The organism is Oceanobacillus sp. FSL K6-0251 (assembly GCF_038004725.1).
Classification (GTDB): domain Bacteria; phylum Bacillota; class Bacilli; order Bacillales; family Amphibacillaceae; genus Oceanobacillus; species Oceanobacillus oncorhynchi.
Genome location: NZ_JBBORS010000001.1, coordinates 565,697 through 592,048, shown reverse-complemented (window position 1 = coordinate 592,048; position 26,352 = coordinate 565,697). Strand labels below are relative to the sequence as shown.

The 26,352-nt window shown below is 40.0% G+C and carries 22 protein-coding genes and 1 pseudogene; 8 read left to right on the top strand and 15 right to left on the bottom strand.

Going from position 1 to position 26,352, the window contains the following annotated elements:
* Positions 1–8 precede the first annotated feature (8 nt).
* The 7 genes from glgD to mmuM form a co-directional block, all read right to left on the bottom strand.
* Positions 9–1,181, bottom strand: a complete 1,173-nt coding sequence (glgD, locus tag MKY45_RS03055) for a glucose-1-phosphate adenylyltransferase subunit GlgD (RefSeq protein WP_042531586.1) — start codon at positions 1,179–1,181, stop codon at positions 9–11.
* On the bottom strand, positions 1,171–2,313 hold the full coding sequence (locus MKY45_RS03050) for a glucose-1-phosphate adenylyltransferase (protein ID WP_042531584.1): 1,143 nt from the start codon (positions 2,311–2,313) through the stop codon (positions 1,171–1,173). The genes glgD and MKY45_RS03050 overlap by 11 nt, the downstream gene beginning before the upstream one ends.
* Positions 2,314–2,463: 150 nt before the next feature.
* Positions 2,464–4,392 (bottom strand): 1,4-alpha-glucan branching protein GlgB, encoded by a 1,929-nt coding sequence (glgB, locus tag MKY45_RS03045; protein WP_341172471.1) that lies wholly within the window; start codon positions 4,390–4,392, stop codon positions 2,464–2,466.
* 124 nt (positions 4,393–4,516) lie between these two features.
* The gene (locus MKY45_RS03040; RefSeq protein ID WP_341172470.1) at positions 4,517–6,250 is read right to left on the bottom strand and encodes a phospho-sugar mutase; all 1,734 of its coding nucleotides are present in this window, start codon (positions 6,248–6,250) and stop codon (positions 4,517–4,519) included.
* 943 nt (positions 6,251–7,193) lie between these two features.
* On the bottom strand, positions 7,194–8,405 hold the full coding sequence (locus MKY45_RS03035; RefSeq protein WP_341172469.1) for an MFS transporter: 1,212 nt from the start codon (positions 8,403–8,405) through the stop codon (positions 7,194–7,196).
* Entirely contained in the window at positions 8,398–8,829 is a 432-nt protein-coding gene (locus MKY45_RS03030; RefSeq protein WP_193062778.1) for a MarR family winged helix-turn-helix transcriptional regulator, read from the bottom strand. The genes MKY45_RS03035 and MKY45_RS03030 overlap by 8 nt, the downstream gene beginning before the upstream one ends.
* Positions 8,830–8,995: 166 nt before the next feature.
* The gene (gene mmuM, locus MKY45_RS03025) at positions 8,996–9,940 is read right to left on the bottom strand and encodes a homocysteine S-methyltransferase (protein ID WP_042531574.1); all 945 of its coding nucleotides are present in this window, start codon (positions 9,938–9,940) and stop codon (positions 8,996–8,998) included.
* A 169-nt stretch (positions 9,941–10,109) separates the two neighbouring features.
* Between mmuM and gpmA the strand changes: the two genes are divergently transcribed.
* Positions 10,110–10,805, top strand: a complete 696-nt coding sequence (gene gpmA, locus MKY45_RS03020; protein WP_042531572.1) for a 2,3-diphosphoglycerate-dependent phosphoglycerate mutase — start codon at positions 10,110–10,112, stop codon at positions 10,803–10,805.
* A 519-nt stretch (positions 10,806–11,324) separates the two neighbouring features.
* Here gpmA and MKY45_RS03015 read toward each other — a convergent pair.
* Positions 11,325–11,879, bottom strand: a pseudogene (locus tag MKY45_RS03015) (N-acetylmuramoyl-L-alanine amidase family protein); the annotation flags it as partial.
* Between the two features lie 248 nt (positions 11,880–12,127).
* Between MKY45_RS03015 and MKY45_RS03010 the strand changes: the two are divergent.
* The 4 genes from MKY45_RS03010 (at position 12,128) to MKY45_RS02995 (ending at position 15,612) form a co-directional block, all read left to right on the top strand.
* Positions 12,128–13,186, top strand: coding sequence for an ABC transporter substrate-binding protein (locus MKY45_RS03010; RefSeq protein WP_193062772.1), 1,059 nt, complete (start codon positions 12,128–12,130; stop codon positions 13,184–13,186).
* A 7-nt stretch (positions 13,187–13,193) separates the two neighbouring features.
* The gene (locus tag MKY45_RS03005; protein WP_042531568.1) at positions 13,194–13,961 is read left to right on the top strand and encodes an ABC transporter ATP-binding protein; all 768 of its coding nucleotides are present in this window, start codon (positions 13,194–13,196) and stop codon (positions 13,959–13,961) included.
* A 6-nt stretch (positions 13,962–13,967) separates the two neighbouring features.
* A complete protein-coding gene (locus tag MKY45_RS03000) occupies positions 13,968–14,786 on the top strand; it encodes an ABC transporter permease (RefSeq protein WP_341172468.1) in 819 nt (272 codons plus the stop codon).
* A gap of 391 nt (positions 14,787–15,177) precedes the next feature.
* Positions 15,178–15,612, top strand: a complete 435-nt coding sequence (locus MKY45_RS02995) for a PH domain-containing protein (protein WP_042531564.1) — start codon at positions 15,178–15,180, stop codon at positions 15,610–15,612.
* Positions 15,613–15,743: 131 nt separating this feature from the next.
* Here MKY45_RS02995 and MKY45_RS02990 read toward each other — a convergent pair whose 3' ends face one another.
* From MKY45_RS02990 to MKY45_RS02965, 6 genes are all read right to left on the bottom strand, one after another.
* Positions 15,744–16,796, bottom strand: a complete 1,053-nt coding sequence (locus tag MKY45_RS02990) for a 2,3-butanediol dehydrogenase (RefSeq protein WP_042531562.1) — start codon at positions 16,794–16,796, stop codon at positions 15,744–15,746.
* Between the two features lie 348 nt (positions 16,797–17,144).
* Positions 17,145–17,984, bottom strand: coding sequence for a Cof-type HAD-IIB family hydrolase (locus MKY45_RS02985; RefSeq protein WP_341172467.1), 840 nt, complete (start codon positions 17,982–17,984; stop codon positions 17,145–17,147).
* Between the two features lie 306 nt (positions 17,985–18,290).
* Complete coding sequence (locus tag MKY45_RS02980; RefSeq protein WP_042531558.1) at positions 18,291–18,599, bottom strand: PTS sugar transporter subunit IIB; 309 nt, start codon at positions 18,597–18,599, stop codon at positions 18,291–18,293.
* 1 nt (position 18,600) lies between these two features.
* Positions 18,601–18,936, bottom strand: a complete 336-nt coding sequence (locus MKY45_RS02975; RefSeq protein WP_042531556.1) for a PTS lactose/cellobiose transporter subunit IIA — start codon at positions 18,934–18,936, stop codon at positions 18,601–18,603.
* A 3-nt stretch (positions 18,937–18,939) separates the two neighbouring features.
* Positions 18,940–20,229 (bottom strand): PTS sugar transporter subunit IIC, encoded by a 1,290-nt coding sequence (locus MKY45_RS02970; RefSeq protein WP_084612899.1) that lies wholly within the window; start codon positions 20,227–20,229, stop codon positions 18,940–18,942.
* 11 nt (positions 20,230–20,240) lie between these two features.
* Positions 20,241–21,551, bottom strand: coding sequence for a 6-phospho-beta-glucosidase (locus MKY45_RS02965; protein WP_212928526.1), 1,311 nt, complete (start codon positions 21,549–21,551; stop codon positions 20,241–20,243).
* Positions 21,552–21,874: 323 nt separating this feature from the next.
* On the opposite strand from MKY45_RS02965, the gene MKY45_RS02960 reads away from it, so the two are divergent.
* Together MKY45_RS02960 and chbG are read left to right on the top strand one after the other, a co-directional pair.
* The gene (locus MKY45_RS02960; protein ID WP_341172466.1) at positions 21,875–22,597 is read left to right on the top strand and encodes a GntR family transcriptional regulator; all 723 of its coding nucleotides are present in this window, start codon (positions 21,875–21,877) and stop codon (positions 22,595–22,597) included.
* Between the two features lie 27 nt (positions 22,598–22,624).
* Positions 22,625–23,323, top strand: a complete 699-nt coding sequence (gene chbG / locus MKY45_RS02955) for a chitin disaccharide deacetylase (protein WP_042531551.1) — start codon at positions 22,625–22,627, stop codon at positions 23,321–23,323.
* 127 nt (positions 23,324–23,450) lie between these two features.
* Here the strand turns inward: chbG and MKY45_RS02950 are convergent, their stop codons facing one another.
* Positions 23,451–24,491: a YdcF family protein gene (locus MKY45_RS02950; RefSeq protein ID WP_341172465.1), complete on the bottom strand. Its 1,041-nt coding sequence runs from the start codon at positions 24,489–24,491 to the stop codon at positions 23,451–23,453.
* Between the two features lie 160 nt (positions 24,492–24,651).
* Between MKY45_RS02950 and MKY45_RS02945 the strand changes: the two genes are divergently transcribed.
* Positions 24,652–25,800 carry a CapA family protein gene (locus MKY45_RS02945; protein ID WP_341172464.1) on the top strand — a complete coding sequence of 383 codons (1,149 nt, stop codon included), beginning with the start codon at positions 24,652–24,654 and terminating at the stop codon, positions 25,798–25,800.
* Positions 25,801–26,352: the final 552 nt, after the last annotated feature.

The following is a 26,352-nucleotide window of genomic DNA, read 5'->3' as shown; positions in this document are numbered from 1 at the left end:
TTTTCCTCCTATCTCTCTATATCGCCAACTGCTACCCCATTCGCAAGGATATCATTGGTTACGTGCTGATATTTTTCAATGACTACCGGATTTTCTCTTGTCCCTATTATTTGTACCCCTGGATCCACAACAACTTCCTTATCCAAGATAGCGTTTTGCACCCTGGCTCCGGCACATATTTTTGCACTTGGCATAATGATTGAATCGATGATTTCTGTCCCTTTATCTATCACTGTTCCACGAGAAATAGAGGATCCTTCTACTTTTCCTTCAATGATACATCCTGTTGCAAATTGGCTGTTATTCACCTCAGAAGACTCTGAGTAATAGGTTGGAACTTCATTTTTTAATTTTGTATATATTTTTTGATTAGAATAGAGAAGCGAACTGAATTTTTGCTGGTTCAGCATATCAAGTGATGCATTATAGTATGAATTGATATCAAAAATATTACTTAAATAACCCGTATGCTCGTAGGTAGAGCTTTTTACGGTATGGATTTTTTTACGCAGAAAATCTTGGATATCCGCGGGAGTTCCTTCCTGCTGTCCTTCTTTTAATTCCCGAATCAGCCAATCTGTCTGGACGATATAAATATCCATGCAGAGATTCTCCTGCTCGGATGTCTGCAAATGCTCCATATATGGGCGCACTTCGGTAATTTGGCCATTATCTGTCAGAGATAATACAGCATCTGTCTGGCATATTTTTTCAGATTCTACCTTTTTATAAACTACCGTCATTTCATTGTTTTGCTGCTGGTGAATTTTTAAAACAGCTCGCAAGTCGATATTACAAATCATTTTACTGCTCATATAAACCGTATACTCTGATTTTGATTTTTCAAGATAGTCGATCAGCGGACGATAATAGCTTTGGTTATGTGCTTTTAATTTCAAAAAGTCTTGATAGAGGTGGATAAAGAAACGATTATGCACGCCGTCTAAATTCCATTCTTTCCCTCCGCCGATATGATCAAATACAGATTGTGTTTCTCCTTCATTAAAAATCATATAAACCGTATTTATATTCGCATTGACAATGCTGGAAAGCGGAAAATCAATCAGTCTGTATTTACAAGCAAACGGCAAGGTTGCCAGTGGTCTCTCATTTGTTAATGGAAGTAAAGCATTATAGCGTTGAATATTCCCTAAAACCGCACAAATTTTATTAGCCCTCATCCATCGTCACTCCAATCACTTCAGAATAGCCTACTACGCCGACCTCTTCCGTTCCGTCAATTACTGTATTGTCACCCACGACCGCGCCTTCTCCAATAATTGCCCGATGGATGGTTACGTCCCTGCCGATACTTGCTCCCGGCATAATAAAACTATCCGTTATTTTCGAGCCTTCTTTTACCTGCACATCATTCGATAGAATACTATTTTCAATCTGCCCAGCTACATAGCATCCATCAACGATTAGAGAGTCTGTCACCGAAGCGGTATCTGTTAAAAAGTTTGGCGGTGAAATTGTATTTCTGGAATAGACACGCCATGATTTATCCCGGATATCCAGATTCATTTCAGGATTAATAAATTCCATGTTTGCTTCCCAGAGCGAATCAATGGTTCCAACATCCTTCCAATATCCAGCAAATCGGTAGACAAATACATTCTCCCCGCCTTCTAAATAAGAGGGTATAACGTGCTTGCCAAAATCCAGCATATGGTCATCTTTGGAATAGCTGCTTAACAGCACCTCCCGTAACCGGCTCCAGTCAAAAATGTAAATTCCCATCGAGGCCAAGTTACTTTTAGGATTTTCCGGTTTTTCTTCAAATTCTATAATCCGGTCATTTTCGTCTGTATTCATAATTCCGAAACGAGATGCTTCTTTTTCAGGGACTTCCAGCACGGCAACTGTTAAAGAAGCTTCATTTGCTTTGTGTGTCTCAAGCATCTCTTCATAATCCATCTTATAAATATGGTCTCCTGATAATACAAGTAAATATTCGGGGTTCATCTCATCGATATAAGCAATATTCTGGTAAATCGCATGTGCAGTTCCTTCAAACCATTTACCGCCTTCTGAACCAGCATAAGGCTGAAGAATCGTGACGCCGGAATTAATTCCATCCAGCCCCCAGCTTGTCCCATTGTCTACGTGGTTATTTAAAGCGAGTGGCTGATATTGGGTGACTACACCCACATTTTTAATCCCAGAGTTGGCACAATTACTTAATGTGAAATCAATAATACGATATCTTCCTCCAAAAGGAACAGCTGGTTTAGCGATATTTTTTGTCAGTTTTCCTAATCGCGATCCCTTACCTCCTGCAAGAATCATTGCTAGCATCTCATTTTTCATATATTCGGTGAAAGCAGCCTTTCACCTGTCCCCCTTTCGATTACTTCTTCAAAAATTTACGTTAAAAAGTAAAACCTGGTGTGTTTCTATAATATATTTTTAGAGGATACAAAAAATTCCAATAAAAATGATATTTCCCATGATGAAAAATTACTTAGCAGATGGACGTTTTCTTGGTATTTTTATTTTATCAGGCTGTAAGATCAACGCTCCCAATGCCGGTACAACCGTTTTAATACGATAAGGATATTCCTTAAAAGGAACTTCCTCCGTTAATTGGTCAGGATTATGCTCTTTCCACGTCCCGCCGAATTCTTGCATTTCTGTATTCCAAATTTCCTTGTAGCTCCCTTGGTATGGAACACCAATCGGAAAATCCTGACGCTCTACAGGGGTCATATTTAAAATAATAATCAGAAAATCCTTTTTCTTCTTACTTTTCCGGATAAAACTAACAACCGAATCATTTCGATTGTCGGCATCGATAATTGAAATCGTGTCATAGCTTTCCTCCAGTTCCCATAATGCCGGCTGTTCTTTATACAAAGCATTTAAACTAGTAGTAAAATGCTGCATGCTGTTGTTCATTGGATCATCTAAATCACGCCATTCCAATCCTTCATCGTACTTCCACTCTAAGAATTGTCCCCATTCACTTCCCATGAATAAAAGCTTTTTTCCAGGATGAGCAATCATATACGTATATAAATTACGCAATTGCGAAAATTGTTTATACCTGTCTCCCCACATCTTATGCATTAAACTCCTTTTTCCATGTACAACTTCATCATGAGAAAGCGGAAGGATATAGTTTTCCTGCATCATATACATAAAGGAGAAGGTGATTAAGTTAAAATGGTCCTTCCGAAAAGCTGGATCCATTTTATAAAAGTCCAGCACATCATTCATCCAGCCCATGTTCCATTTATAATCAAAGCCCAATGCGCCTGATTCAATTAATCCAGTAATCTGTGTGTCAGATGAACTCTCCTCCGCAATCATAATCACTTCCGGATGAGCCAGCTTGACAACTGCATTCAGCTTTTGCAGGAAGTAGTATCCTTCATAGTTACGATTCCCGCCTTCATGGTTCGGTTCCCAAGGCCCATCGTCATAATCTAAATAAAGCATACTGGAAACCGCATCGACACGTATTCCATCAATATGGTACATTTCTAACCAGAATAGAGCACTGGAGATTAGAAATGATTGTACCTCTGGTTTACCTAAATCGAAATTAACAGAGCCCCAGCGAATATTTGCTGCCCGATCCGGATTCTCATATTCAAATTGAGGTGTGCCGTCATATTTCGGAAGAGCATCATCATTAATACAGCAGTGACCGGGGACCCAGTCCACAAATACTCCTATATTTTCCTTATGACATGCTTCCACAAAATCTTGAAATTCTTCCGGCTTGCCGTAATAAGAGCTTAAAGCAAAATAACCTATCAATTGATATCCCCAAGACGCCCCGAGAGGATGCTCCATTAACGGCATAAATTCAATATGGGTATATCCCATTTTCTTGACATATGGAATTAATTCTTCCTTTAAATCCGCAAAGGAGTAAGGCGTCCCGTCCTCATGATGCTTCCAGGAACTGGCATGTACCTCATAGATATTTATGGGACGCTGAAAGAAATTAGAACGCTTCTTTCTCCCGTACCATAAACCATCCTTCCATTTTTTCTCCGGAACATGATGAATCACAGCTGCATTATCCGGACGCTTCTCAAATGCAATGGCAAATGGATCAATTTTATAAACTACTCTGCCGTCTGCCTGACGCACCTTGTATTTATACAAATCATTCTCGGAAGGCTTGCCGGTGAACACTTCCCAATAGCCATATACTTCATTTTTTTCCATTGGCAAGGATTCGTCCCAGTCATTAAACGTTCCTACCAACCATATCTGCTGTGCATTCGGAGCCCAGACACGGAAGACAAATCCTGTCTCCCCGTCCTGGTCTTCCTGGTGATATCCGAAAACATGCTGACTATAAAAGTTCTCACCCGAGTGAAATCTTTTTATTGCATCTTCTGTTTCCAATTCCAAATACTCATTCGTTTGCATTTCTTCATTCACCACCTATTGAAGTGCGTGTTCAAAAAGCTGCCGATGCTTTCGATTACTCCCCTCATCGAAAGGAGCTGATGATTTTTGAACATCCTCTTGAAGCTTGTCCCTGAAGTGATTTTCAGCTGGTTACATTGGTTATTTCCGAAATAGCTGCTGAAAAGGCTTTGATTTTTTCTTCAGCCGCTTCTTCACTCCCAGCTTTAACACCGATATAAAACTTAATTTTAGGCTCTGTTCCGGAAGGGCGTGCAGCTATCCAGCTTTCGTCTTCCAAGAAATATTTCAATACGTCTGAGGGCGGCGTGTTCAACGCAGTTACGGAACCATCTGCATGTACTTTTTCCTGTAATTTATAATCCTCTGTGCTGACAACCTTTATCCCTCCAAAAGTTATCGGAGATTCTTCACGAAGCTGTCTCATTAAGGAAGCTATTTTCGCCGAACCTTCTAAACCGCTCATGGTAATAGAAATTGTTTTTTCCTGATAATAGCCATATTCCTCAAAAATCGTTTGTAATGCGTCGTAAAGGTTTTCGCCCTTTTGCTTGTAGAAAGCAGCTACTTCGGCAATCAACACCAGCGCCTGAATGGCATCTTTATCTCTGACAAAGGGTTTTACCAGATAACCATAGCTTTCTTCAAAACCAAACAGAAATGTCTGCGAGCCGTCCTCTTGATATGCCTGAATTTTTTCAGCGATAAATTTAAAGCCTGTCAGTACATTAACCATTTTAGTTTGATAATTTTCAGCAATAGCAGTGGAAAGCTCGCTGGAAACAATTGATTTCAATGCCACTGCATTGTCTGGCAGTGTACCATCATCTTTTCGCGCTTTTAAAATATAATCCAGCATCAAGGCTCCAATTTGATTACCGCTGAGAACTCTATAGGTTTCGTCCGGCAGCTTCACAGCAACACCTAAGCGGTCCGCATCCGGGTCTGTTGCCACCAGCAAATCAGCACCGTCTTTTTCCCCCAGGGAAATCGCATATTCAAATGCAGAGTGTTCCTCCGGGTTAGGAGATTTGACAGTCGTAAAATCCGGATCAGCAATACTTTGCTCAGGGACGAAAGAAAATCCTGTAAATCCTGCTTGCTCCAACGCTTTTTCACCAAGCATTTTTCCGGCGCCATGCAGCGGTGTAAAAACAAGCTTTAAATCTTCTCCTTCTTTCGCTACCAGCTCTCTATTAATCGTTACTGTATCTACTTCCTGTAAATAGGCATCATCCACTTCTTTTCCGATAATTGTCAGAAGCCCTTTTTCTTTCGCTTCTTCTTCGGATAATACATCTATTTGCAGCGGATTTTCTACAGAACGGACATATGATGTTAAAGCATCCGCATCTTTCGGCGGCATTTGTCCACCGCTCTCTCCATAAATTTTGTAGCCATTATAATTTGCAGGATTATGGGATGCCGTGATCATAATGCCGGTAAACGTATTTAAGTGTCTCACCGCAAAGGAGAGCTCCGGTGTCGGACGCAATGATTCGAATACATAGGACGGAATCCCGTGGTTTGCGAGTGTTCTTGCCGCTTCTAACGCAAACTCAGGGGACTTATGTCTGGAATCATAGGCAATCGCCACTCCCCTTTTTTTATCCTCTTCTGACTGACTTTCCATAAATCGGGCCAGACCTTCTGTAGCTTGTCTCACCGTATAAATGTTCATCCGATTGATGCCCGGGCCCAATATTCCGCGCATACCCGCAGTTCCAAATTCTAAAGGGTGTGAGAAAGCATCTTCCAATTCTGTTTCATTGTTTAAAAGACTCTCTAATTCTGTTTTTAGTTCTCTATCCAGAGTCTCTTCATTCTTCCATTGTTCATAGGTATCTTGATATGACATAAACATGCCCCCTTCTACATTAAAATCTATGATCTTACTGCCAAGTAACAGTAACTCTATATTCCTGCGCAGACAAATAAAATTGATATAAAAAAACATCGCTGTAACCCATCATTATATATTGCATATATATGGAATGGTTCTATGTTATAAATTGATAACACATGACTGCGATGTTTTTATTTACGTTTATATAATAAATGTCTATTAAAATATAGTCTATTCTATTGTCTGCTGCTGTTACTTTCACTTTTATTTACGTTCTAGATGAAATAACTAAATTTTCTAAAATCTGATTTTGAAAACCAACTTATCATATAACTAGAATCTATTCATTTTTATATAGCAGTAAGGAGGTTACTTGAGTTCATTATACTATAGATCCTTACATAATTATACATTGAATTTAAGAAAAAGGAGTAAAGTTCATATTTTTATCATAATCCATTGGAATCAATTTACTTTTATTATCTTACATAACAGCAACCGACTTTTATCGTATATTTTCTACAAATTTTCACAGTACACTTAAAACATTTTTCGCCAAAATCTATCGTTGACAAATTCGATGTCATTATGGTTTTTAGCAGCCGTCTCAAAAATACTAGATATTAACTCAACTTTCGCACCTAAGAATAAGCATATATATCTTGCTATTCCAGGGTGAACATGTTCTCCATTACCGTGCTTGCATTTTGGTGAACTATCCGGCCATTTTGAAATTGGTGATGGTGCATAGCTCCGCTCCGGACAACCACTCCGCTTTCCGCCGCAGCGGCGCTTTACACTTCGCCTTCTATATCTTTGTCAAGGGTGTTATCAAAGGAATGATCAACTCCTGTTTCTATGGAAATGAAGTTACTTTTTAATGTGTGAAAGTTGAGATATTAATGTAAAAAACCTTCATTCCAAAAAGAGTCTCTTTTTGGAATGAAGGTTCTTTTTATTTATATGCTAATGCTTGCTTTTGAGCAGAAGCGGCTTTTTTGCCATGTAAAATGGTATACAGCCCTGCTGTTACAAGTACAACCAGGCCTAACACGATATAAAGCGTGCCAAACCCAATGGCTGGCGCAATAAATCCGAGGATATATGGTCCAAAGCCTAATCCTCCATCTAAAAAGATGAAGAAAGTAGATGTTGCCAGCCCCATCCGATGCGGGGGCGTCAGTTTGACTGCAATCGCCTGTGTACAGGATTGCATATTACCAAAACCAAGGCCAATCAATACACCCGCTAATAATAGTGTAAAGCTGCTATGTGCAAACCCTAAAACAATCATACCAATCGTAAACAGGACAAATGCAGGATACATTACAATATTTGACCCTTTTAAATCAATTAAACGGCCAGTAAAAGGACGGGAAAGTAATACAGCAATGGAATAAACAAGGAAGAATACACTTGCTGCGCTTACCAAATCCAGTTCTATCGCATAGGAATTAAGGAAAGACAGCACACTGGAGTAGCAAAGAGCTAAAATCAATGTGATAATTGCAATCGGCACAGCTCTAGGCTCTACAAATTGAGCAATAAAATGCTTTTCTTCCTCTTTTTCTATCTCTTTTTCCGCTTTTGTTTCCTCAATAACCGGGATTTTCACAAAAAAGACTGTAAAGAAACTGATAACACCAATTGCTAAACAGAGCCCAAAAATTCCTTGCATGCTGGTATGCTGACTCATATACAGACCGACAAACGGTCCTAATGCAGTAGATAAGGTCGCACTCATACTATAATAGCCGATTCCCTCTCCCTTGCGTGCTGCCGGAATGATCTGCGCTACAATCGTACCCGTTGCCGTACTTCCAAAACCAAGTCCAATCCCATGAATAAATCGGTTAAAGAGTAAAAAGCCGATACCAAAATTAAAGAAATATAAAGATGTAGCTACAATAAATATAATAACCCCGATAAACAGTGTTTTTTTCTGACCAAATTTTTCAATATAACGACCAATAAACAGGCGTCCAATCAGTGCACCGACAATAAAAATCCCGACTACTAGTCCGGATTGACTTGCAGTTGCATTAAATTCTTCTGCTGCGTATACTCCCATCACAACGACAAGCAGATAAAAAACAAGTGTTAATAAAAAATTAACTGCGGACACAATAATAAAATCTTTTGTCCATAACTTCGATTCACTACTCACTACGAAACCCTTCTTTACTTAAAATATTATCTTGGATTTTCATTAAAAATTGAAAAGCAATTTGCTTCTCTTCTTCTGTCAACCCTTCGGAAATGCTATGCTCTAATGCCGTAATCTCTTCTCTGCATACTTGATAGACACGCTTTCCTTCCGAGGTCAGCTCAATAATTTTTTCTCTGCGGTTGGTACTTGGTACTTCCTTAATCAGGCCAGATTCCTGCAGGCGATGAACCCGCCTGGTAATACCCGGTTTTTCTACTTGATAATAATTGGAAATATCAACGAGCGTTGAAGTACCGCTATCCTTTAAATAAACAATAACCTGCCACAGGGAATAAGAAAGCTGATATTTTTCTAAAAGGTCATTCAAATGTTTCATTAACAACCGGTGTGTACGTATATAATGCCGAAATAATCCTTCCATTTGCTAACCTCCACACATAATTAACAAGAGTAACTATTAACCTAGGTAACTATACATTTTATTACTGAAATTGTCAAGGGGGGATTGGATAAAAAATAATGGCTCTCCTTGTTTGGAAAGCCATTATTTTTGTCCGTTGCTTTTATGATGAAAAGAAGTCTGATTTCTACTGATTTCCCCTCAATATCTTATGGATACCTCTAATATCCTCTGGTCCTGTCCGGCAGCAGCCGCCGATAATTTTCGCTCCTTTTTTAGCCCAATCAGCAGCCGCGGCATCCATATGTACATCGTTATCTCCATTCCATGTTTTCGTTTCCGGATTATAATGTTCGCCAGAATTCGGATAGATGATAATAGGTTTTTGTGTACTGGCATGCAATGCTTGAACGGCATCACTGACAAATTCCGTTGTCACACAGTTTACCCCTACAGCTGCAATCTGGCTGCATGCGTTTAAAACTTCTGCACATTCTTTCAGAGACGTTCCTTCACTTATATGAACCGCATCTCTCAACGAAAACGTCATCCATGCAGAAATATCAGGAAATTCTTTCAGTACATCACAGATAACTCGAGCTTCCTGAAGTGATGGGATGGTTTCCACCGCTAATAAATCCGCTCCCGCTTCCACCAAAGCTTCTATACGCGGCTTGTGAAACTCATATAAAAACGAATCACTTACGCCGTAGTTCCCGATGTACTCTGATCCATCTGCAAGATAAGCACCGTATGGCCCGACAGAACCGGCTATCAATGGGTAGGGACGGAATGCTTCTTTTTTTTCCATCCAGTAATCTTCCCGCGCCTGTTGTGCTAATTCTACTGTTTTTTTCATAAGTGCTCTCGCATCCGCTTCACTTATTCCGCGCTTTTTAAAACCATCTATACTTGCCTGATAGCTTGCTGTGATTGCAATATCTGCCCCCGCCTCAAAATAAGCATAATGAACCTTTCTGATTTTTTCAGGCTCGTCCAGCAAAACACGAGCTGACCACAAGGGATCCTCTAAATCACAATCCAGTTTTTCTAACTCTGTTGCCAATGCACCGTCTAAAATTAATGTATCAAATTGATCCAGCAGCTGTTCAATTGGATTAACTTTTACCATTACCTGCAACCTCCATCTCTCTTTTATTTACTAGCTTATCGTATTCTCTCCTTTCTGCAAATTTTCCCTGTTTTTTTCAGAAATTTTTTAGAAGTTATTCCTTCGCATAATGTGTAAATCCTTCCAAACAGTGGTATGTTATATGTAAAAGGATAGTGAGGGATTATATATGAAGCTTGTACTGATCAGACATGGACAAAGTGAATGGAATTTGGCCAATCTTTTCACTGGATGGACAGATGTGGATTTAACAGATCATGGAGCTGCAGATGCGAAGCATGCAGGTCAAGCATTGAAGCAGCATGGATTCCACTTTGATGTGGCCTATACATCCTATTTAAAAAGAGCCATTAAAACACTGAATTATGTTTTAGAGGAAACAGACAGCCTGTGGGTCCCCGTCCATAAATCCTGGAAGCTGAACGAAAGGCATTACGGCGCTTTACAAGGATTAAACAAGCAGGAAGTGGCAGAGAAATACGGAGCCGAGCAGGTGCATATCTGGCGCCGCAGCTTTGATACAGCTCCTCCGCTTTTAGAAAAAGAAGATGAACGTTATCCTGGACATGAGCAAAAATATAAAGAAATACCCGAAGATGAAATCCCTCTCGGTGAAAGTCTGGAAACTACCATCAAACGCGTTATCCCTTACTGGGAGGAAGTAATAAAACCATCTGTAAGAGCAGGGAAAAGTGTTATTATCGCTGCACACGGGAACAGTTTAAGAGGTTTAATGAAATACCTTGAAGATATCAGCGATGAGGATATTGTAAATGTTTCCATCCCTACCGGAGTTCCACTTGTTTATGAATTAGATGACAATTTAGAACCTGTTTCAAAATACTTTATAGATCAGGAAGAATAAAACTTCATTCAGCAGAGAATCAACGTCTCTGCTGAATGAAGTTTTATTTTATAATCTGCGTGCGCTCGTATCTGGTCCAATATAAATATTACGTCTTCCCCGGCCTGTTTGAATCGTCACGACATTTGGATACGGCTCTGCTAAAATCGTATAAGTCAAGCCTCCAAAAGCTGACGGTGTAAGGCTCCAATCACTGTTTTTCTTTACAGGAGTAACATTTAACGGATACGTTCGCCAGGTGGATGCAGATGCTGGCAAATGAACACGTTTGGCTGAGGAACCGGTAGAAGTATTACCAGAATTCCCTCCAGATCGGATGGCATTTAATAGCCGTGTATTCTGTGCAGCTGTTCCCGTATAATTTTGAATACCATAAGAGCCAGCCAGCCTGGCACGATTGGCAAAGCTGGAATCTGCTCCAATGGATTTCAAGTAATCTACAATGGAATTTGTTTTGCCTGCACCTGATGAAGCGCCTCCCTGGTTATTACTGGAGCCGCCGGAATTACCGGAAGACCCTGAGCTGCTTTTAGAGGATAATTGAAATAACCTCGCGATTCCTCTTGCATGTCCTAAAGCAATTTGCTCCAAAAATGCATCCGATTTCAATTTTGCTGCATCTGCCGCATGATCGATGAATCCATTTTCTGTTAAAACAGCTGACATTGCCGACTCGCGCAGTACATGAAAATTCGCTTGTTTTCTTCCTCGATTTTGAAAGTTCACCTGCTTCATGACTTCTTCATGCATGATTTGCCGATATCTTCCGGTTGATCCTTGATTAGAAAGACTGGAGTGAATAAAGTCTTCGTACCCAGAACCTCCCCCAGCATTGATATGAATGGAAACAAAATAATCTGCGCCCCACTGGTTCGCATCATTGGTCCGTGCAGTCAATGAAACGGTTCGATCCGACGTACGACTCATCCGAATTTGATGCCCCTGATAACGATTGTTCAAGATATTTCGTATTTTCAAAGCAATCGCCAGCGTGACATTTTTTTCTTGGAGTCCTTGCCCTACAGCTCCTGTATCACTTCCTCCATGTCCAGGATCCAAGTAAATCTTCGCCATATAGAATTCCTCCCTCCATTTAAGATATAGAAAAAAGAGCTTGCCCGTATGGACGTGCTCCTTACGTGATTTGCTGATTTTTATTACATGGCGATAAATAGAGGCATCTTCCTTCTGTAATTTTCCAAAAATTCGTATAGAATTAAGCACTTATTTGTGCTATTCTATTATCTATATATCAAGCATACATACGGTTTTTCAAAAATTCGGACAAGTGCTGGTACTTAATTATGAAGGGGGAAATATTAATGAGAAAGAAAAAAAGTCTGTTATGGATGGCACTCTTAGCATTGCTAGTTTTGCTTGCTGCCTGTGGAGATAATGCATCTGGTACAAATTCGGATGATGCACAGCAATCGGACTCAGAAGGATTAACTACTGTTGAACTCGGAATGCTAAAACTGACGAGCTCAGCACCACTATTTATTGGAATAGAGCACGGATTATTTGAAGAAGAAGGAATCGATCTTCAAGTAAATTGGTTCGATGCGGCACAGCCAATTGCTGTCGCCGTAACCGGCGGGGATATTGACGTCGGTGCAACGGGAATTACTGCAAGCCTATACAATATGGTTGCGGGCGGAGAGGAATTATTAATCGTAGCTGATAAAGGAAGAGAACAGGAAGGCTATTCCTCCACTGCATTATTAGTACATAATGATTCAGATATCGAATCTGTTGAGGAACTGAAAGGGAAACAAATTGGAATTACTCAAACCGGGTCAACTTACCACTACATGGCCGGGAGATTGCTTGAGGAACACGGTCTGACAACAGATGATGTGGAACTTGTTCCATTAAACAGCATTCCTGGATTAATGGAAACATTGGAAAGTGAACAAGTAGATGCTGTCCTTTTAAATGAACCGAATATTTCGCTTGTGCTGGAAGAAGGCTACGGGAAAGTGATTGAACAAATTGGCGATGCTTTTGACTATCAGACATCCGGAATCTTTTTCTCCAATGCCTTTGCAGAGGATGAGGAAACGGCAGTTAATTTCATGAAAGCTTATGCAAAAGCAACCCAATATTATTATGATGCTGTTCTTGTCAAAGAAGACGGGGAAATCGTTCCAGGGGAAAATTATGAGGAAGTCATTAATATTATTGCAGAATATACAGATCAAGAGCCGCAATTGATTGAAAGCGGGCTGCCTTATATGGATCGGGACGGCGTACTGCTCTCAGAAGATATCCAAACACAAATCGACTGGTACGCAAAGGAAAACTTAATAGATGCGAATGTCAATGCCGAAGATATCGTAAATACCGAGTTCCTTGAACAAGCTTTAAACGAATTGGAGTAGTGACCGTATGAAAATCGTCATTGAAAATGTTATAAAAAAATTTATCGATGCCAAAAAAAATGAAGTGACCGCATTGAACGATATCAATTTCTCCATCAATGAAGAGGAATTCGTCGTACTGGTCGGACCAAGCGGCTGTGGAAAATCGACGCTTTTGAATATTGTAGGCGGCTTATTGTCGCCTACTTCCGGTGATGTATACTTTGATGGAATCGAACAGGACCCAACACTTGGCATCGTGTTCCAGGAAAACGCCCTATTTCCTTGGCGAACCGTTTTTCAGAACGTTGTCTATGGACTGGAAGAACGGGGTGCAAGCAAAAAAGAGCAGAAGGAAATCGGTAATCACTACCTTGATATGGTCGGCTTAGCTGACTTTAGAGATGCCTATCCTAAACAGCTGTCCGGTGGGATGAAACAGCGGGCAGGAATCGCCCGGGCTCTTGCTGTAGAACCGGATTTACTCCTGATGGATGAACCATTTTCTGCGCTCGATGCTCAGACAAGGACATTAATGCAGGAAGAATTACTTACCATTTGGAATCGCACCCGTCTAAGCACGCTTTATGTAACGCATAACATCCAGGAGGCTGTCTATCTTGCCGACCGTGTTATTGTTTTATCCCGGCATCCCGGGCAAATAAAACAAATTATTCATATTGATCTGCCAAAGACAAAACGAAATAGCGAAGAGCATATACAGCAATTTAACCGCTATTCCGAAGAGATTTGGGAGCTCATCCGGCACGATGCCCAGAAAGCCTTGAAGGAGTGATTCGTTATGGAAAAATCAATAGAACAAACATCTCAAAAAACAAATCGAAAAGTCATTAAAAACCGTGTTGCTTATCTCGATAAACAAGTTCCTTTCTACACTCCTTTTGTAGGTATCCTTGGATTGCTCCTATTGTGGGAGCTGATTGCGCAGCTGGAATTTGTTTCCCCGCTCTTTCTACCTGCCCCGTCAGTGATTATAACAACTGGGTGGGAAATGCTCACTAACGGGGAAATTATAAGTAACTTGAGCGCCAGTTTATACCGGATTCTAATGGGGTATGCGCTTGGTTCCGTTTTCGGTATTTTAGTTGGGTTAATTCTTGGTTTCTTTCGAACTGCTGATGCTATCGGAACGCCAATTGTCTATTCCATTTACCCGATTCCCAAAATTGCCTTACTGCCATTATTTATCCTGTGGCTTGGAATTGGCGAGCTATCCAAGGTAACCATTATTGCGCTTGGGGTCTTTTTCCCAGTTGTTATTAATACCTTTTCCGGGGTAAAGAATGTTGACCCGCTCTTGGTTAAAGCTGCTGTCACATTCGGTTCCAGCCGTTTCAATGTTATTCGCAAGGTGATCCTTCCCGGTGCATTGCCGATGATTTTTGCAGGACTCAAGCTTGCTGCCGGGACTTCCCTGCTTTTACTTGTATCTGCTGAAATGATTGCTGCTCAGGAGGGGCTTGGATCCATGGTTCTCCACTATGGAAACCTGATGATTATATCAAAACTGATGGTCGGCGTTTTGATTTTATCATTACTAGGATTGACCTTTAATAAAGTTCTTAAATGGCTGGAAGGTAAATTAATTCCGTGGCAATAAAAAAGTTTAAATAAAAAAAATGCAGATAAATCATGCTTCATAAACTGGCCCCTATAACACAGATACGGTAAAAAAACAACCACTCTATTCTGTTTTATAGGGTTCTTTGCCATATATTTATTTTAGAATGATTGTACGCGGGAGTTGATTATATGGGGGCATTATTTTTCCGTTAACGATTCTAAACATCCCCTCGTCCAATTGGGGTGAATTCCATATCTAGTTTTTTTAGAAAACGGAAAACGCGAATGCTTTCAATGTACCCTTCACATGGGACCGCTTTACTAAAACAGGGAGGAAACTTTGCACTATCCTTTCTTATAGCACAAAAAATAAAAATGAAACTTACCATCCTGACAAACGTAGATGTAGTAGGAAGGGGGAACCTTATATGGTATTTCCGTCAAAAAAAGATTGGTGGATGAGAATTGTTATCTGGGGAGCGGCTCTGCTTCTTATTATACCGCCTGTTTTCTTCCCAAACTTCGGTGTTTGGATGACTCCTGCATTTTTAGATAAGCAATGGATAAAAGTAATCATCTTGGGCTTTACTGGCATTCTTTTATTATGGATTTGGTTCAAAACCAATTACACGGTTGAAGAAAAAACACTAAAAATAACTTGCGGACCTTTTAAGAAAAAAGTAAAAATAGATGATATCCGCAGCATTCGGCAAACGAAAGATCCATTTACTGCTCCAGCTCTATCTATGGACAAACTTGAAATTAATTACGATTCATTTAAGGTTATTGCCATTTCTCCCAAAGATAAGCAGACATTAATCCATCATTTATTAAAACAAAACCCCAATATAGAAATAAAGTGAGCCTTTAAACAACCAGGTTCTTATAAAAAACCTCTGCTTTGGCGGTTCCGGATGGCTGAACAGCGATAACAGATGAAAAGCAAAAGTCCACAGACATGATTCGCCTGTGGACCTTTCAATTATAAATCCTCTTATTTTGCACTGACCAGAATTTTAGATTGACTTTTATCGTTAAGAAGTAAGTCAAATCCTTCTTCTACGATATTATCTAATTTAATTTTATTCGTCACTACTTTTTCAGCAGGGATTTGTCCGCTGGCAATTAAATTAATCACACGATCGTAGATATTGGAATATGCCAGGGAAAATTTAATGTTAGCTTCTTTAATTGTTGATGCAAAGGCATTGATTTCCGGATTTTTCCCAAAAATCGCTAACACACAAACGGTACCTGTACGTTTAATAGCTTCCAGACATGTATCAAATGTCGGCTGAACGCCTGCACATTCTAATGCCACGTCAACACCATCACCATTCGTATCTTCCATAATTGTGCCAATCACATCATCTTCCGCTGGATTTAATGTTTTTACAAACCCAAAGGTCTCCGCTAGTGCTAAACGTTCTTTCGAAACATCACTGACAAATACTTTACTCGCACCTGCTGCACGAGCTGACAAAACCGTTAATAGGCCAATTGGTCCTGCACCAGTAACCAGTACCGCATCCCCTGCTTTCACACCTGCCATCTCAACCCCATGATAGGTTACTGCAGTCGGCTCTACAAGCGCTGCCTGCTCCAATGTCATATGATCCGGGATTTGATGACAATATTGTTCTTCCATGACACAGTATTCTGCGAACCCGCCATCATCAGCAAGGCCGATAAATGCGGCATTACTATTTCTGCAAAGGTGGTAATTTCCTTCCCGGCATTCCTTGCATTCTCCGCAGCGAAGGTTTGGCTCGATACAAACGCGGTCGCCAGGCTTGAACGAGGTAACACTGCTGCCTACCTCTGTCACCGTTCCGCTAAACTCATGACCCAATGTCAGCGGAGCTTGTCTTTTTGATATTGGATGCTCTTCTGTCGGAATACCAACAAAATGAGAATAAGCATGTAAGTCTGAACCACAGATACCAGTCCATGCTACTTCTACTTTCACATCTTTTGCCCCGACTTCTTTTACTTCGACATCCTCTACACGGACATCTTTTTCGGCATAAATTCTTGCTGCCTTCATAGAAACTCTCTCCCATTCTATAATTTTTCTTATAAAAGGCAGAGTTTGCTTTCACTAAATGAAATACACACCTAGTTAAATACACCTATTTTTTTCAGCAAACACACTCTGTCTACCAATCTATTATACCATATGCCCAGTAAGAATTAACTGCAAACGCTCATGCGACCATAAAACGAAACTTCATTCAGCGGGAATTTTACGGGCGGTTCTCCGTGATAAATTATAAAATCACCCGAAAAAGACAAAATAAATGGTTGAAATTATGAAATAAGTCAGCATCCCCAGCAAAAATACCAAAATATATTTTACCGCTTTTCTCATCACCGCTCACCATCCTGTCCGGAGTCATTCGTCTATTAACTTTTCCAGCACAACCGCAATGCCATCCTCTTCATTCGTTAAAGTAATTTCATCTGCTGCACGTTTCAGTTCATCCTTTGCATTCCCCATGGCGATACTTCTGCCAGCGTACTGCAGCATCGTATAATCATTTTGTCCATCACCGAATGCGATAGTATCTTTTGCCGCAACCCCTAAGGAAGAAAGTGACTGCTCAATCGCGTTGGCTTTATCAATATCCTTGTCCGTGAATTCAAAATAAAATGGAGCAGAAAATGCTGCTGTTACTTCGCCTTGAAACGGCTCTTGCATTTGCTGGTAATGGGCTTGCAGGTAATCCTGCTCCCCTGCTACTAAGATTTTATGTACTGGAAAATCCACAAAATCAGCTAAATCTTCCACCTCACACAATTTCAGGCCAGCCCCTCTGGCTTCATATCTAATAATATTGATAGCTTCTCCTTCATAATGAATCATATTATCATACACATCTTCTACATACAGATAATCGTCCTTATCAATCATTGTTTTTACAGTAAAATTCCGCAGATGCTCTAAAACAGCTTTTGTATATTTGACAGGCAAAGGCTGGCTGAATAATTCTTTCCCTGTTTCACACTCAACTACTCTCGCTCCATTATAAGATACTATCAACCCCTGATAAGCACTCATTTCTAATTCATGCGCAATATCTTTCATCCCTTTTGATGGTCTTCCGGATGCTAAAACAAGCTTTATCCCTTGCCTCTGCGCCGCCATTAATACTTTCTTTGTTCTTGGCGAAATTACTTTTTCACTTGTCAGTAAGGTCCCGTCTAAATCTAATAGTATGGCTTTTGGTTTCATGATTTGTCTCCTCAGTTCTGCTTTTTTATTTTCAAATTATGTTTCCACATTTCTAAATTTACGCAATGTTATTTAGATTTCTTCTTCTATCTTTTCCAATACATAGCTATTGTTCCATTATATTTTAAAATAAGCTGTTCATCTATGTTTTAATGTGACAAAAGTACCTTCCCCTTTTTTAGCTGCTTCTTTATCATAGAACGTAATCGTTTATAGCGGAAGGGTAATGTACTGGTACGCTGAAAATATCTTCAAACACAAAAACTCGTACCTGCAAAGACGCAGATACGAGTTTTTATATCTATTCTAGTTTTCTCCATTTAATTCAATGGCCTGCTTCAGAACTTTATCCCCCTGCATCATTCCGTATGCCATCTGATCAATGACAGCTACCTTAACACCTTGAGGTTCTACCTTTTCTTTGATTTTCCCCTCTAGATAGCGAACTTGGGGCCCGATAAGAACAACATCTAACTGATCTAAATGATTCTTCAGCTGCGATTCTGCAACCGCTTCAATATCAGCAGCTACATTCTGTGCTTCTGCTGCTTCCTTCATTTTCTTTACAAGCATCGACGTAGACATCCCCGCTGAACAAACTAAACGTATTTTCATATTATTTCTCCTCCAGACGAATTATTTTTTGATGCATATCTATCATTTCAACGGCTAAATCCTTCACCGTTAATGCGTTCATTAAATGGTCCTGCGCATGAATCAGGATTACGGAAAGCGGAGTTGCTTTCCCATTCGCCTCGTCATGCAACAGGCTTGTCTGCATATAATGCGCCTCTGCAAATGCCTCATCCGCTGCATCCATTTTTTTAGCCGCTTCTTCAAATTCCCCTTTTTTAGCTAGCAATAACGCCTCCATTGCATCGGATTTGGCATTCCCTGCATGTAAAATAATTTGAAAGGAAAGCATTTGCACTTCTTCTTTTGTCATTGTCATGTTTTATTGACCTCCCATTTTCTCTTTCATCGCACGTACGCCTGCCATAATGAACGGGATATAGATAACCACCGCAACAGTCAGGTTAATAAGCTGAAGAATAATTCCTCTGGCGCTGCCGCCCGTTACCAGATATCCGCTTAGAATCGGTGGAGTCGTCCACGGCAGAATAGCCACTGTTTTTGGTACCAGTCCTGTGGATAACGCGATATAAGAAATAACGGTTAATGTAACTGGTACAAGAATGAACGGAATCAAGAAAATTGGGTTTAAAACGATCGGCAGCCCAAAAATCACCGGTTCATTGATATTAAACAACCCTGCTGGAGCAGATACCTTGGCGACCTCCCGATATGGATGGTTCTTTTCTCTTCTTATCACAATAAAGATAGCTATCAAGAGCGCAATCGTTGTACCTGAACCTCCCATGAAGACAAAAGAATCTAAAAATGGCTTGGTCACAACATTCGGTACATCAAACGCAGACATCCCCTGCTGGAAAAGGCTTGCATTTTGCTCAATCAACGGCAGATAAACCGGCTCAATAACCGATCCAATAATATTGGTACCGTGTAAACCAAAGAACCAAAGCAAATGATTTAAGAACGAAACAACCAGTGCTGCAGGTAATGTATTTCCCAGACCTTGCAGCGGTTCTTGTATTGCATTAAAGATAACCTCAAACATGCTGATTCCTACGAATACACTGATAAGTGCCTGGAATAAACCGACTAATGCAAGAATAATCATTGCTGGAATCAATGCAGCAAAGGAACGGGTTACCCCTTCCGGAACGCCATCCGGCATTTTGATTGTAATATTCGCCTTCACCAGAAGACGGAATAACTCGGTTATCAGCAGCGCAATAATAATGGCTACAAATAATCCTTGCGCACCCAGCCAGGCAAAATTCAATCCCCAATCTGCTGTTTCTGGTACTAAGATAATATAGGAAGCAATAGAGATTAAACCTACCGATAATCCATCTATTTCATATGACTTAGCTAAATTATAAGCGATTGTAAAGGAAATGAGTAGTCCAATTACGGCAAATGTTCCATTCCAAACACTTCCGCCCAGCGTCTGCCAGTTCCCTTCCCCAAAAATATTATTTAAAATCTTCACCATATCAAAGCTTCCAAAGGCAGGGAAATTATTAATCAATACGGCTAACGAACCGATAATAATTAAAGGCATAATCGCTACAAAACCATCACGAACAGCAACTAAATGACGTTGTGAGCCGATGCGGCCGGCAATTTCAATAAATTTTTGCATAAATGTATTATTCATTTTTCTTCCCCCTAGCGTTTAAATTGTGGCAAGTAATCTTCATGTGCTTCCAACAGTTCATCTAAAACCACTTTTGCTTTTTTCTCATCTTGAATTAACGGATTTACCAGAAAGGCATTGTAGGCGTCCTTGTAATCTCCTGACATACTCGCCTTGATTACCAGCTCTTCCATTGCTTTCATATTTTGAATCATCCCCCGCATCGGTGCAGGAATTTCCCCAATCGCAATCGGCTTCGGACCATTCTTTGTAATCACGCAATTTGCTTCAATCACTGCGTCATAAGGTAAATCAGGAATCGTGCCATGATTCCACGTATTTACCGTTTGGATATCTTCTTTGTTATTATAAATAGAATCCATTAAACTACAGGCAACTTGACTGTAAAATGCACCGCCGCGCTGTTCCAGCTCTTTTGGCTTCTCTCGGAGACTTTCTTGTTTATATAGATCAAACAGAGATTCTTCTAACGCTTGAACAACTTCCGCACGTGTCCCATTCTCTTCATAAGCTTTTAGATCTTTTTCCAATACTTTTTCTGATTGAAAGTAATATTGATGGTATGGATTCGGCAGCAGTCTGGCAGATTGAATAAATGTTTCCGACCAATCTAATGGCATAATATTCGCCGGACTGTAATCAAACTCTTTTTGAAGCAGCTTTTGGAATACATCTTCTGTCCGATCCTCTCCGCTGACATAGACCTTGTCTCCAAACACAAAATGATTCAGCCCGATAAATTGAATCCATACATCCTCAGGAGGGACCTGTAATAGTTCAGCCGTAGAATGTCGCATATTAAATGGAATATTACAGACACCAATAACCTTTTTATGTGCCGAATGATTCAGCAGCGCTTCCGTAACGATACCTGCCGGATTGGTAAAATTAATCATCCACGCATCTGGACAAAGCTCCTGGACTTCTTTAGCTACTTCCATTAATACTGGAATCGTTCGAAACGCTTTCATTATTCCGCCAGCACCGTTTGTTTCTTGCCCAATCATTCCATGCTTCAACGGAATTCGCTCGTCTTGGGCTCTTGCTGCTAATCCGCCAACCCGAATCTGTGTCGAGACAAAATCTGCTCCTTTTAAAGCACTTCTCCGGTCCAGCGTCCAAGTTAACTCAATAGCTGCACCCGCCTCTTCTATCATCCTGTTTCCTAATTGACAAATTGTAGCTACCTTTTCTTTCCCGGCTTCCACATCCACCAGAACAATTTCTGAAACAGGAAGTGTCGGCTGCCGCTCGATAAGTCCTTCTAAAATTTCTGGCGTATAACTGGAACCTCCACCGATAATTACTACTTTTAAAGACATAATCGACTGCTCCTTTAATTCTATTTTGTAATCGCTTTAATTGTTTTATCTGTATTACCTGTTTTAAATGTATCATACAAATTTTTATTTGTCTATATAAAATAAAATATAATTGTTGTAACAATTGTGTTTTTATCAATTATCTAGTAAACTATCTTTATAGTAGAAACTTTCATAAGAATTTAGATACTGATTTCTTAAAGAATGCTATGGATAAAATCACTTTTTCGTGTCTTTAGTCCTATTCATTGCTTTATCCCTTGTACTTTTACACTTAAAAGGGTATGATTTTTTAAAAGTGTCGCTAAAGGAGTACGGAATCTATGGAAAGAAACCAATCGCTACACACTTATATCAAAGAAGAATTGTTACATCGTATTAAGACAAATCAATATCAGCCCGGCGAGAAAATCCCTCCCGAACTGGAATTATGTAAGAGCTTTAATGTCAGTCGTACCACGGTTCGTACCGCTTTAAATCAGCTTACATTAGAAGGATATTTAGTTCGTCAGCAAGGACGGGGCACGTTTGTTGCAGATAAGAAAGTAAAACAGGCTTTATCCCAGACAGTCAGAAGATATAGTGACCAATTAGCCGACCAGGGGAAACATCCGGAAATTGAAGTATCAGATATTTCTGTCGTTGCTGCAAATGAATTATTATCTGATCAGCTAAATGTGAATCTCCAGGATCCTATTCAACGTATTGAGCGTGTCCGTAAAGCGAATGGAGAGCCTACACAGTATGAAGTAGCTTATGTCCCCTGGTCTGTTGCTCCGGGGATTACTGCAGAACATGCCGGCCATTCTCTATATAAATCATTAAATGAATTTTTTGATGTGTGGATTGCGAAAACCTCAGAAAATATCGAAATAGCTTTTGCAGATGAGCAAATTTGCAAATTTTTGAAGTGTGAGCAAGGTCTGCCCTGCTTTTACATTGAAACACTGGCGGAAGATAAAGACGGAAATAAAGTTGAGTTTTCCAGATCTTTTTTTCGGGGAGATAAAACAAACTTCTCGATTGAACGTACTTATTCGAAGTAATTAAAAAATCTATCAGGAGTGGTTTTCATGCGAATAGAAATCAATGCAGACGATTTCGGATTGACAAAAGGAGTGACAGATGGAATCATCCAGGCGCATCAAGACGGCTGCGTAACATCAACAACCTTAATGATGAATGGACTTGCAACCGATTACGCTGTCGAAAAGGCGCTGGAAAATCCCGATTTAAAGGTTGGCATTCATCTTGTATTAACTTGGGGAAAACCGCTTCATTCATCTGTGCCAAACCTCGTTAAATCCGATGGCACCTTTCGATTCACCAGCGGCTATCGCGATATGGAAGCTCCGAATATTTCAGAAGTCGAATTGGAATGGCGCGCACAGCTGGATGCTTATTTAACAACAGGTTTGCCACTTGATCATATCGACAGCCATCATCACGTTCATGGCTGGCCTCCTTTAAAAAATCTAGTCATCCAGCTTGCCAAAGAATACGATGTTCCTGTGCGTTATGTTGATTCCATAGCGGATCATCCGGAAATATGCTGGACAGATACGCTGTGGACTGGTTTTTATAAAGAAGGAATCACTGATGATTTATTTGATGTTCTTCACGAAGAAAATGGAACATCAATTGAAGTAATGACCCATCCCGGGCAAGTGGATGACGATTTAAGGAAAGTCAGCTCGTACACGGATGACCGCGAGAAGGAAATAGAAATTCTCAGCAGGATAAAAGTTCCTGATTGGGCAGAGAAAAAATAAAGCGTCCCCCCATTCATGAGGGGTTTCACGGCCAATTCTCTTTGATAAAAAAAGAAATCCAAACATCTCAAATTCTGTAGAAAGAATGTTGATAACGTTTGGATTTCTTTTTTTATGAAGTATGTTCTCAGGTAAAAAAAGAGCTGATAATGGATAAAAGCAACGCAAAGCCCATAATACAGCTGACTGCCATAAAATGACGGCGGCGTCCCATGACAACAACAGCAATATATTCCCTGACCATGGCATTTGGCCAATAATAAAATGCTGTTTTTGAACCAATCCCCTGGCTGTCCAATCCAGCTTTTCGTGCATAAATCCCAGCACGGAATAAATGAAAATTATTCGTTGCGAAAATACTCTGGTACGTTCCTTCTCCACTCAAGTTATCCATGATTCTTTTGGAAAACCTCATATTTTCATACGTGCTGACTGATTTGTCTTCTTGAATCGTATCTTCCACTGGTATTCCTTTTTCTACAGCATAGTTTTGCATGGCTTCGGCTTCTGGAAGTCCTTCATCCGGGCCCTGTCCCCCGGAAAAGATAATTTTCGGCGGAACCGTAACTTTTTTCTGCTGATGATAAAATTCAATCGCTTTATCAATTCTGCTGGCCAACAATGGAGACACCCGGTCATTAATCAAGCCGCTTCCTAACACAATGATAAAATCTTGGTTTCGTTTTGGACGGCTCCATTGATTCAGTCCATAAGCTGTTAAAAAGTTAAACATATGCAAGAAAACATAGATAACAACCAAGCTGGCTCCTCCAAATAACGGATGCAAATACTCCGGGAAAAACTGTGTCGGATTGACCATATTGAAAATAATCAATGTAAGTATGCCTATGGCCATGATCAATGTTAAGGAGTTCCTGAATCGTTTCCCCTCCTTCTCCATTAACACTTTGGCATTGTAAAATAACCCGGCGATTAATGCGAGCACGCCAAACGGAATCATCAAAATCAAAAGTAAAGCAGGAAAAACCAGCACGATATACTGATAAGGCCCATCGATGTAAATATAAAAGAATGCGCAAAAGAAAAAGAAAGTGATTAAAAACCCATTAAACAAAAACCCGTTAATCAACTTACGCGGGTCCCGAAGATAACTGATTAGAAATAGAATTAAAAATAATAGCGGTATGGAAGCAATAAAATATATCAAATACACGCACCTCTTTCCATCTGTTCTCATTGACCTTTCTACTATCTAAGAAGAAGGAAGTTCTTTCATTATAATCTTTTCTATAAATGAAAGCATTATTTGTTTCAAAATAATTATGTGGTAGAATGTATCTAATTAACAGCTAAAGGCGGAGACTTCTATGCATAAACTAACCTACTTTTTCATCGCCCTTTTTCTTTTAACAGCATGTACACCCGCTACTGATTCGAATATAAGCAGCCCTCACTCTCATAGAAACATCTCACTGAGCGAGAAGGAAACGGATTGGATTCATTCACAAATTACAGTTTCCGCTATTGGAGATATTTTAATCCATGACCGTGTATACGACGATGCCTGGGATGGGAAAAAATATAATTTTAAACCGATGCTTGCTGAAACTGCCGATTATTTAAGAGAACCGGAAATCACTGTTGCCAATCAAGAAACCATTATGGGCGGGGAATCTATCGGCTTATCAGGGTATCCTAATTTCAATAGTCCAGTCGAAATTGGAGATGCTTTACAGGATGCTGGCGTCGATATCGTCACCATGGCCAATAATCATACATTAGACAGCGGCGAAGAAGCGATACAAAACGCCATTGCCTATTATCAAGAAATAGGAATGCTTTACACGGGAAGCTTCCAAAGTAAAAAGGATCAGTCTGAAATCAGAGTAATAGAAACAGATCAGAACATTTCAGTTGCTTTTCTAAGTTATACATATGGAACGAACGGCATGCCTATCCCAGAGGGAAAACCTTATCTCGTTAATTTGATCCAACGGGAGCAGATCAAACAAGAAGTTGAAAAAGCAAACGAGCTGGCAGATGCAACAATTATCAGTCTGCATTTTGGCGAAGAGGAAGCGCGAATGCCTAATCAGGAACAAAAGGATTTAGCACAGTATACTGCGGATCTTGGCGTGGATGTCGTGATTGGTCATCATCCGCATGTTCTTCAGCCGATAGAATGGCTGGAAGGAAAAGAAGGAAACCAGACATTGGTAGCTTATTCTTTAGGAAACTTCCTTTCCGGTCAATATCAGTTTTACAATCGTATTGGCGGAATTTTTGAATTTGATTTGGTGAAGAAGGCAGATGAAGTACACGTCGAGGCTCCCCGCTTCCTGCCGACCTTTGTGGAGTTTGAAGAAGATGGTGGTACCATGAAAGATATACAAGTTGTTCCATTAGAACAAACAGCGAAGGAGCAGATAGAGAATCTTGATGACATTTATTCTGAAATGCAAGCCCATATGACGCAGTGGATGCCTGAATTGGATTGGATGAATTTGTCTAAATAGCAATAAGGGTTATTAAAAATAATGGCGGCTAGAATGTTTAACTCTGTCACATCCACTGAGTAAATTAACTAAAGACAGCGATAAAAGTGACCAACTCATGAAAACGCTTGAATCTCTGTTGACTTCATGATGTAGTCGTGATAGATTATATGTGTTAATTAAAAATAATTTATATAATTTTAGGAATGTTACCTATTTGGGCATAACCTGAGCGAAATAGAAGGATGCAATCCCTTTGCGTCTATTCTTATTCGTTCAGGTTTTTTATTTGTAAAAATGATCATCTCATTAGCTCAGAATAAGGAATCATCTTGGAAGTTGTGCATAAAGACATTAAACGGCTGAATTATTCGCCTCTTCACTTTCATCTGTTGTATCTCTAAATAAGCCTTGATTAAATAGTTAAAACCCATGTTGTAAGATTTATGCGTGTTTTCTCGACTGCTGTAATGGTTGGTCAGGAACGGCATTTCTTATATTCAAACAGATAAAGCTTACATGTTTTTTGTCTCAAAAAAAACATTATGTTCGCTTCCTAAAAAAGGAAAGCGC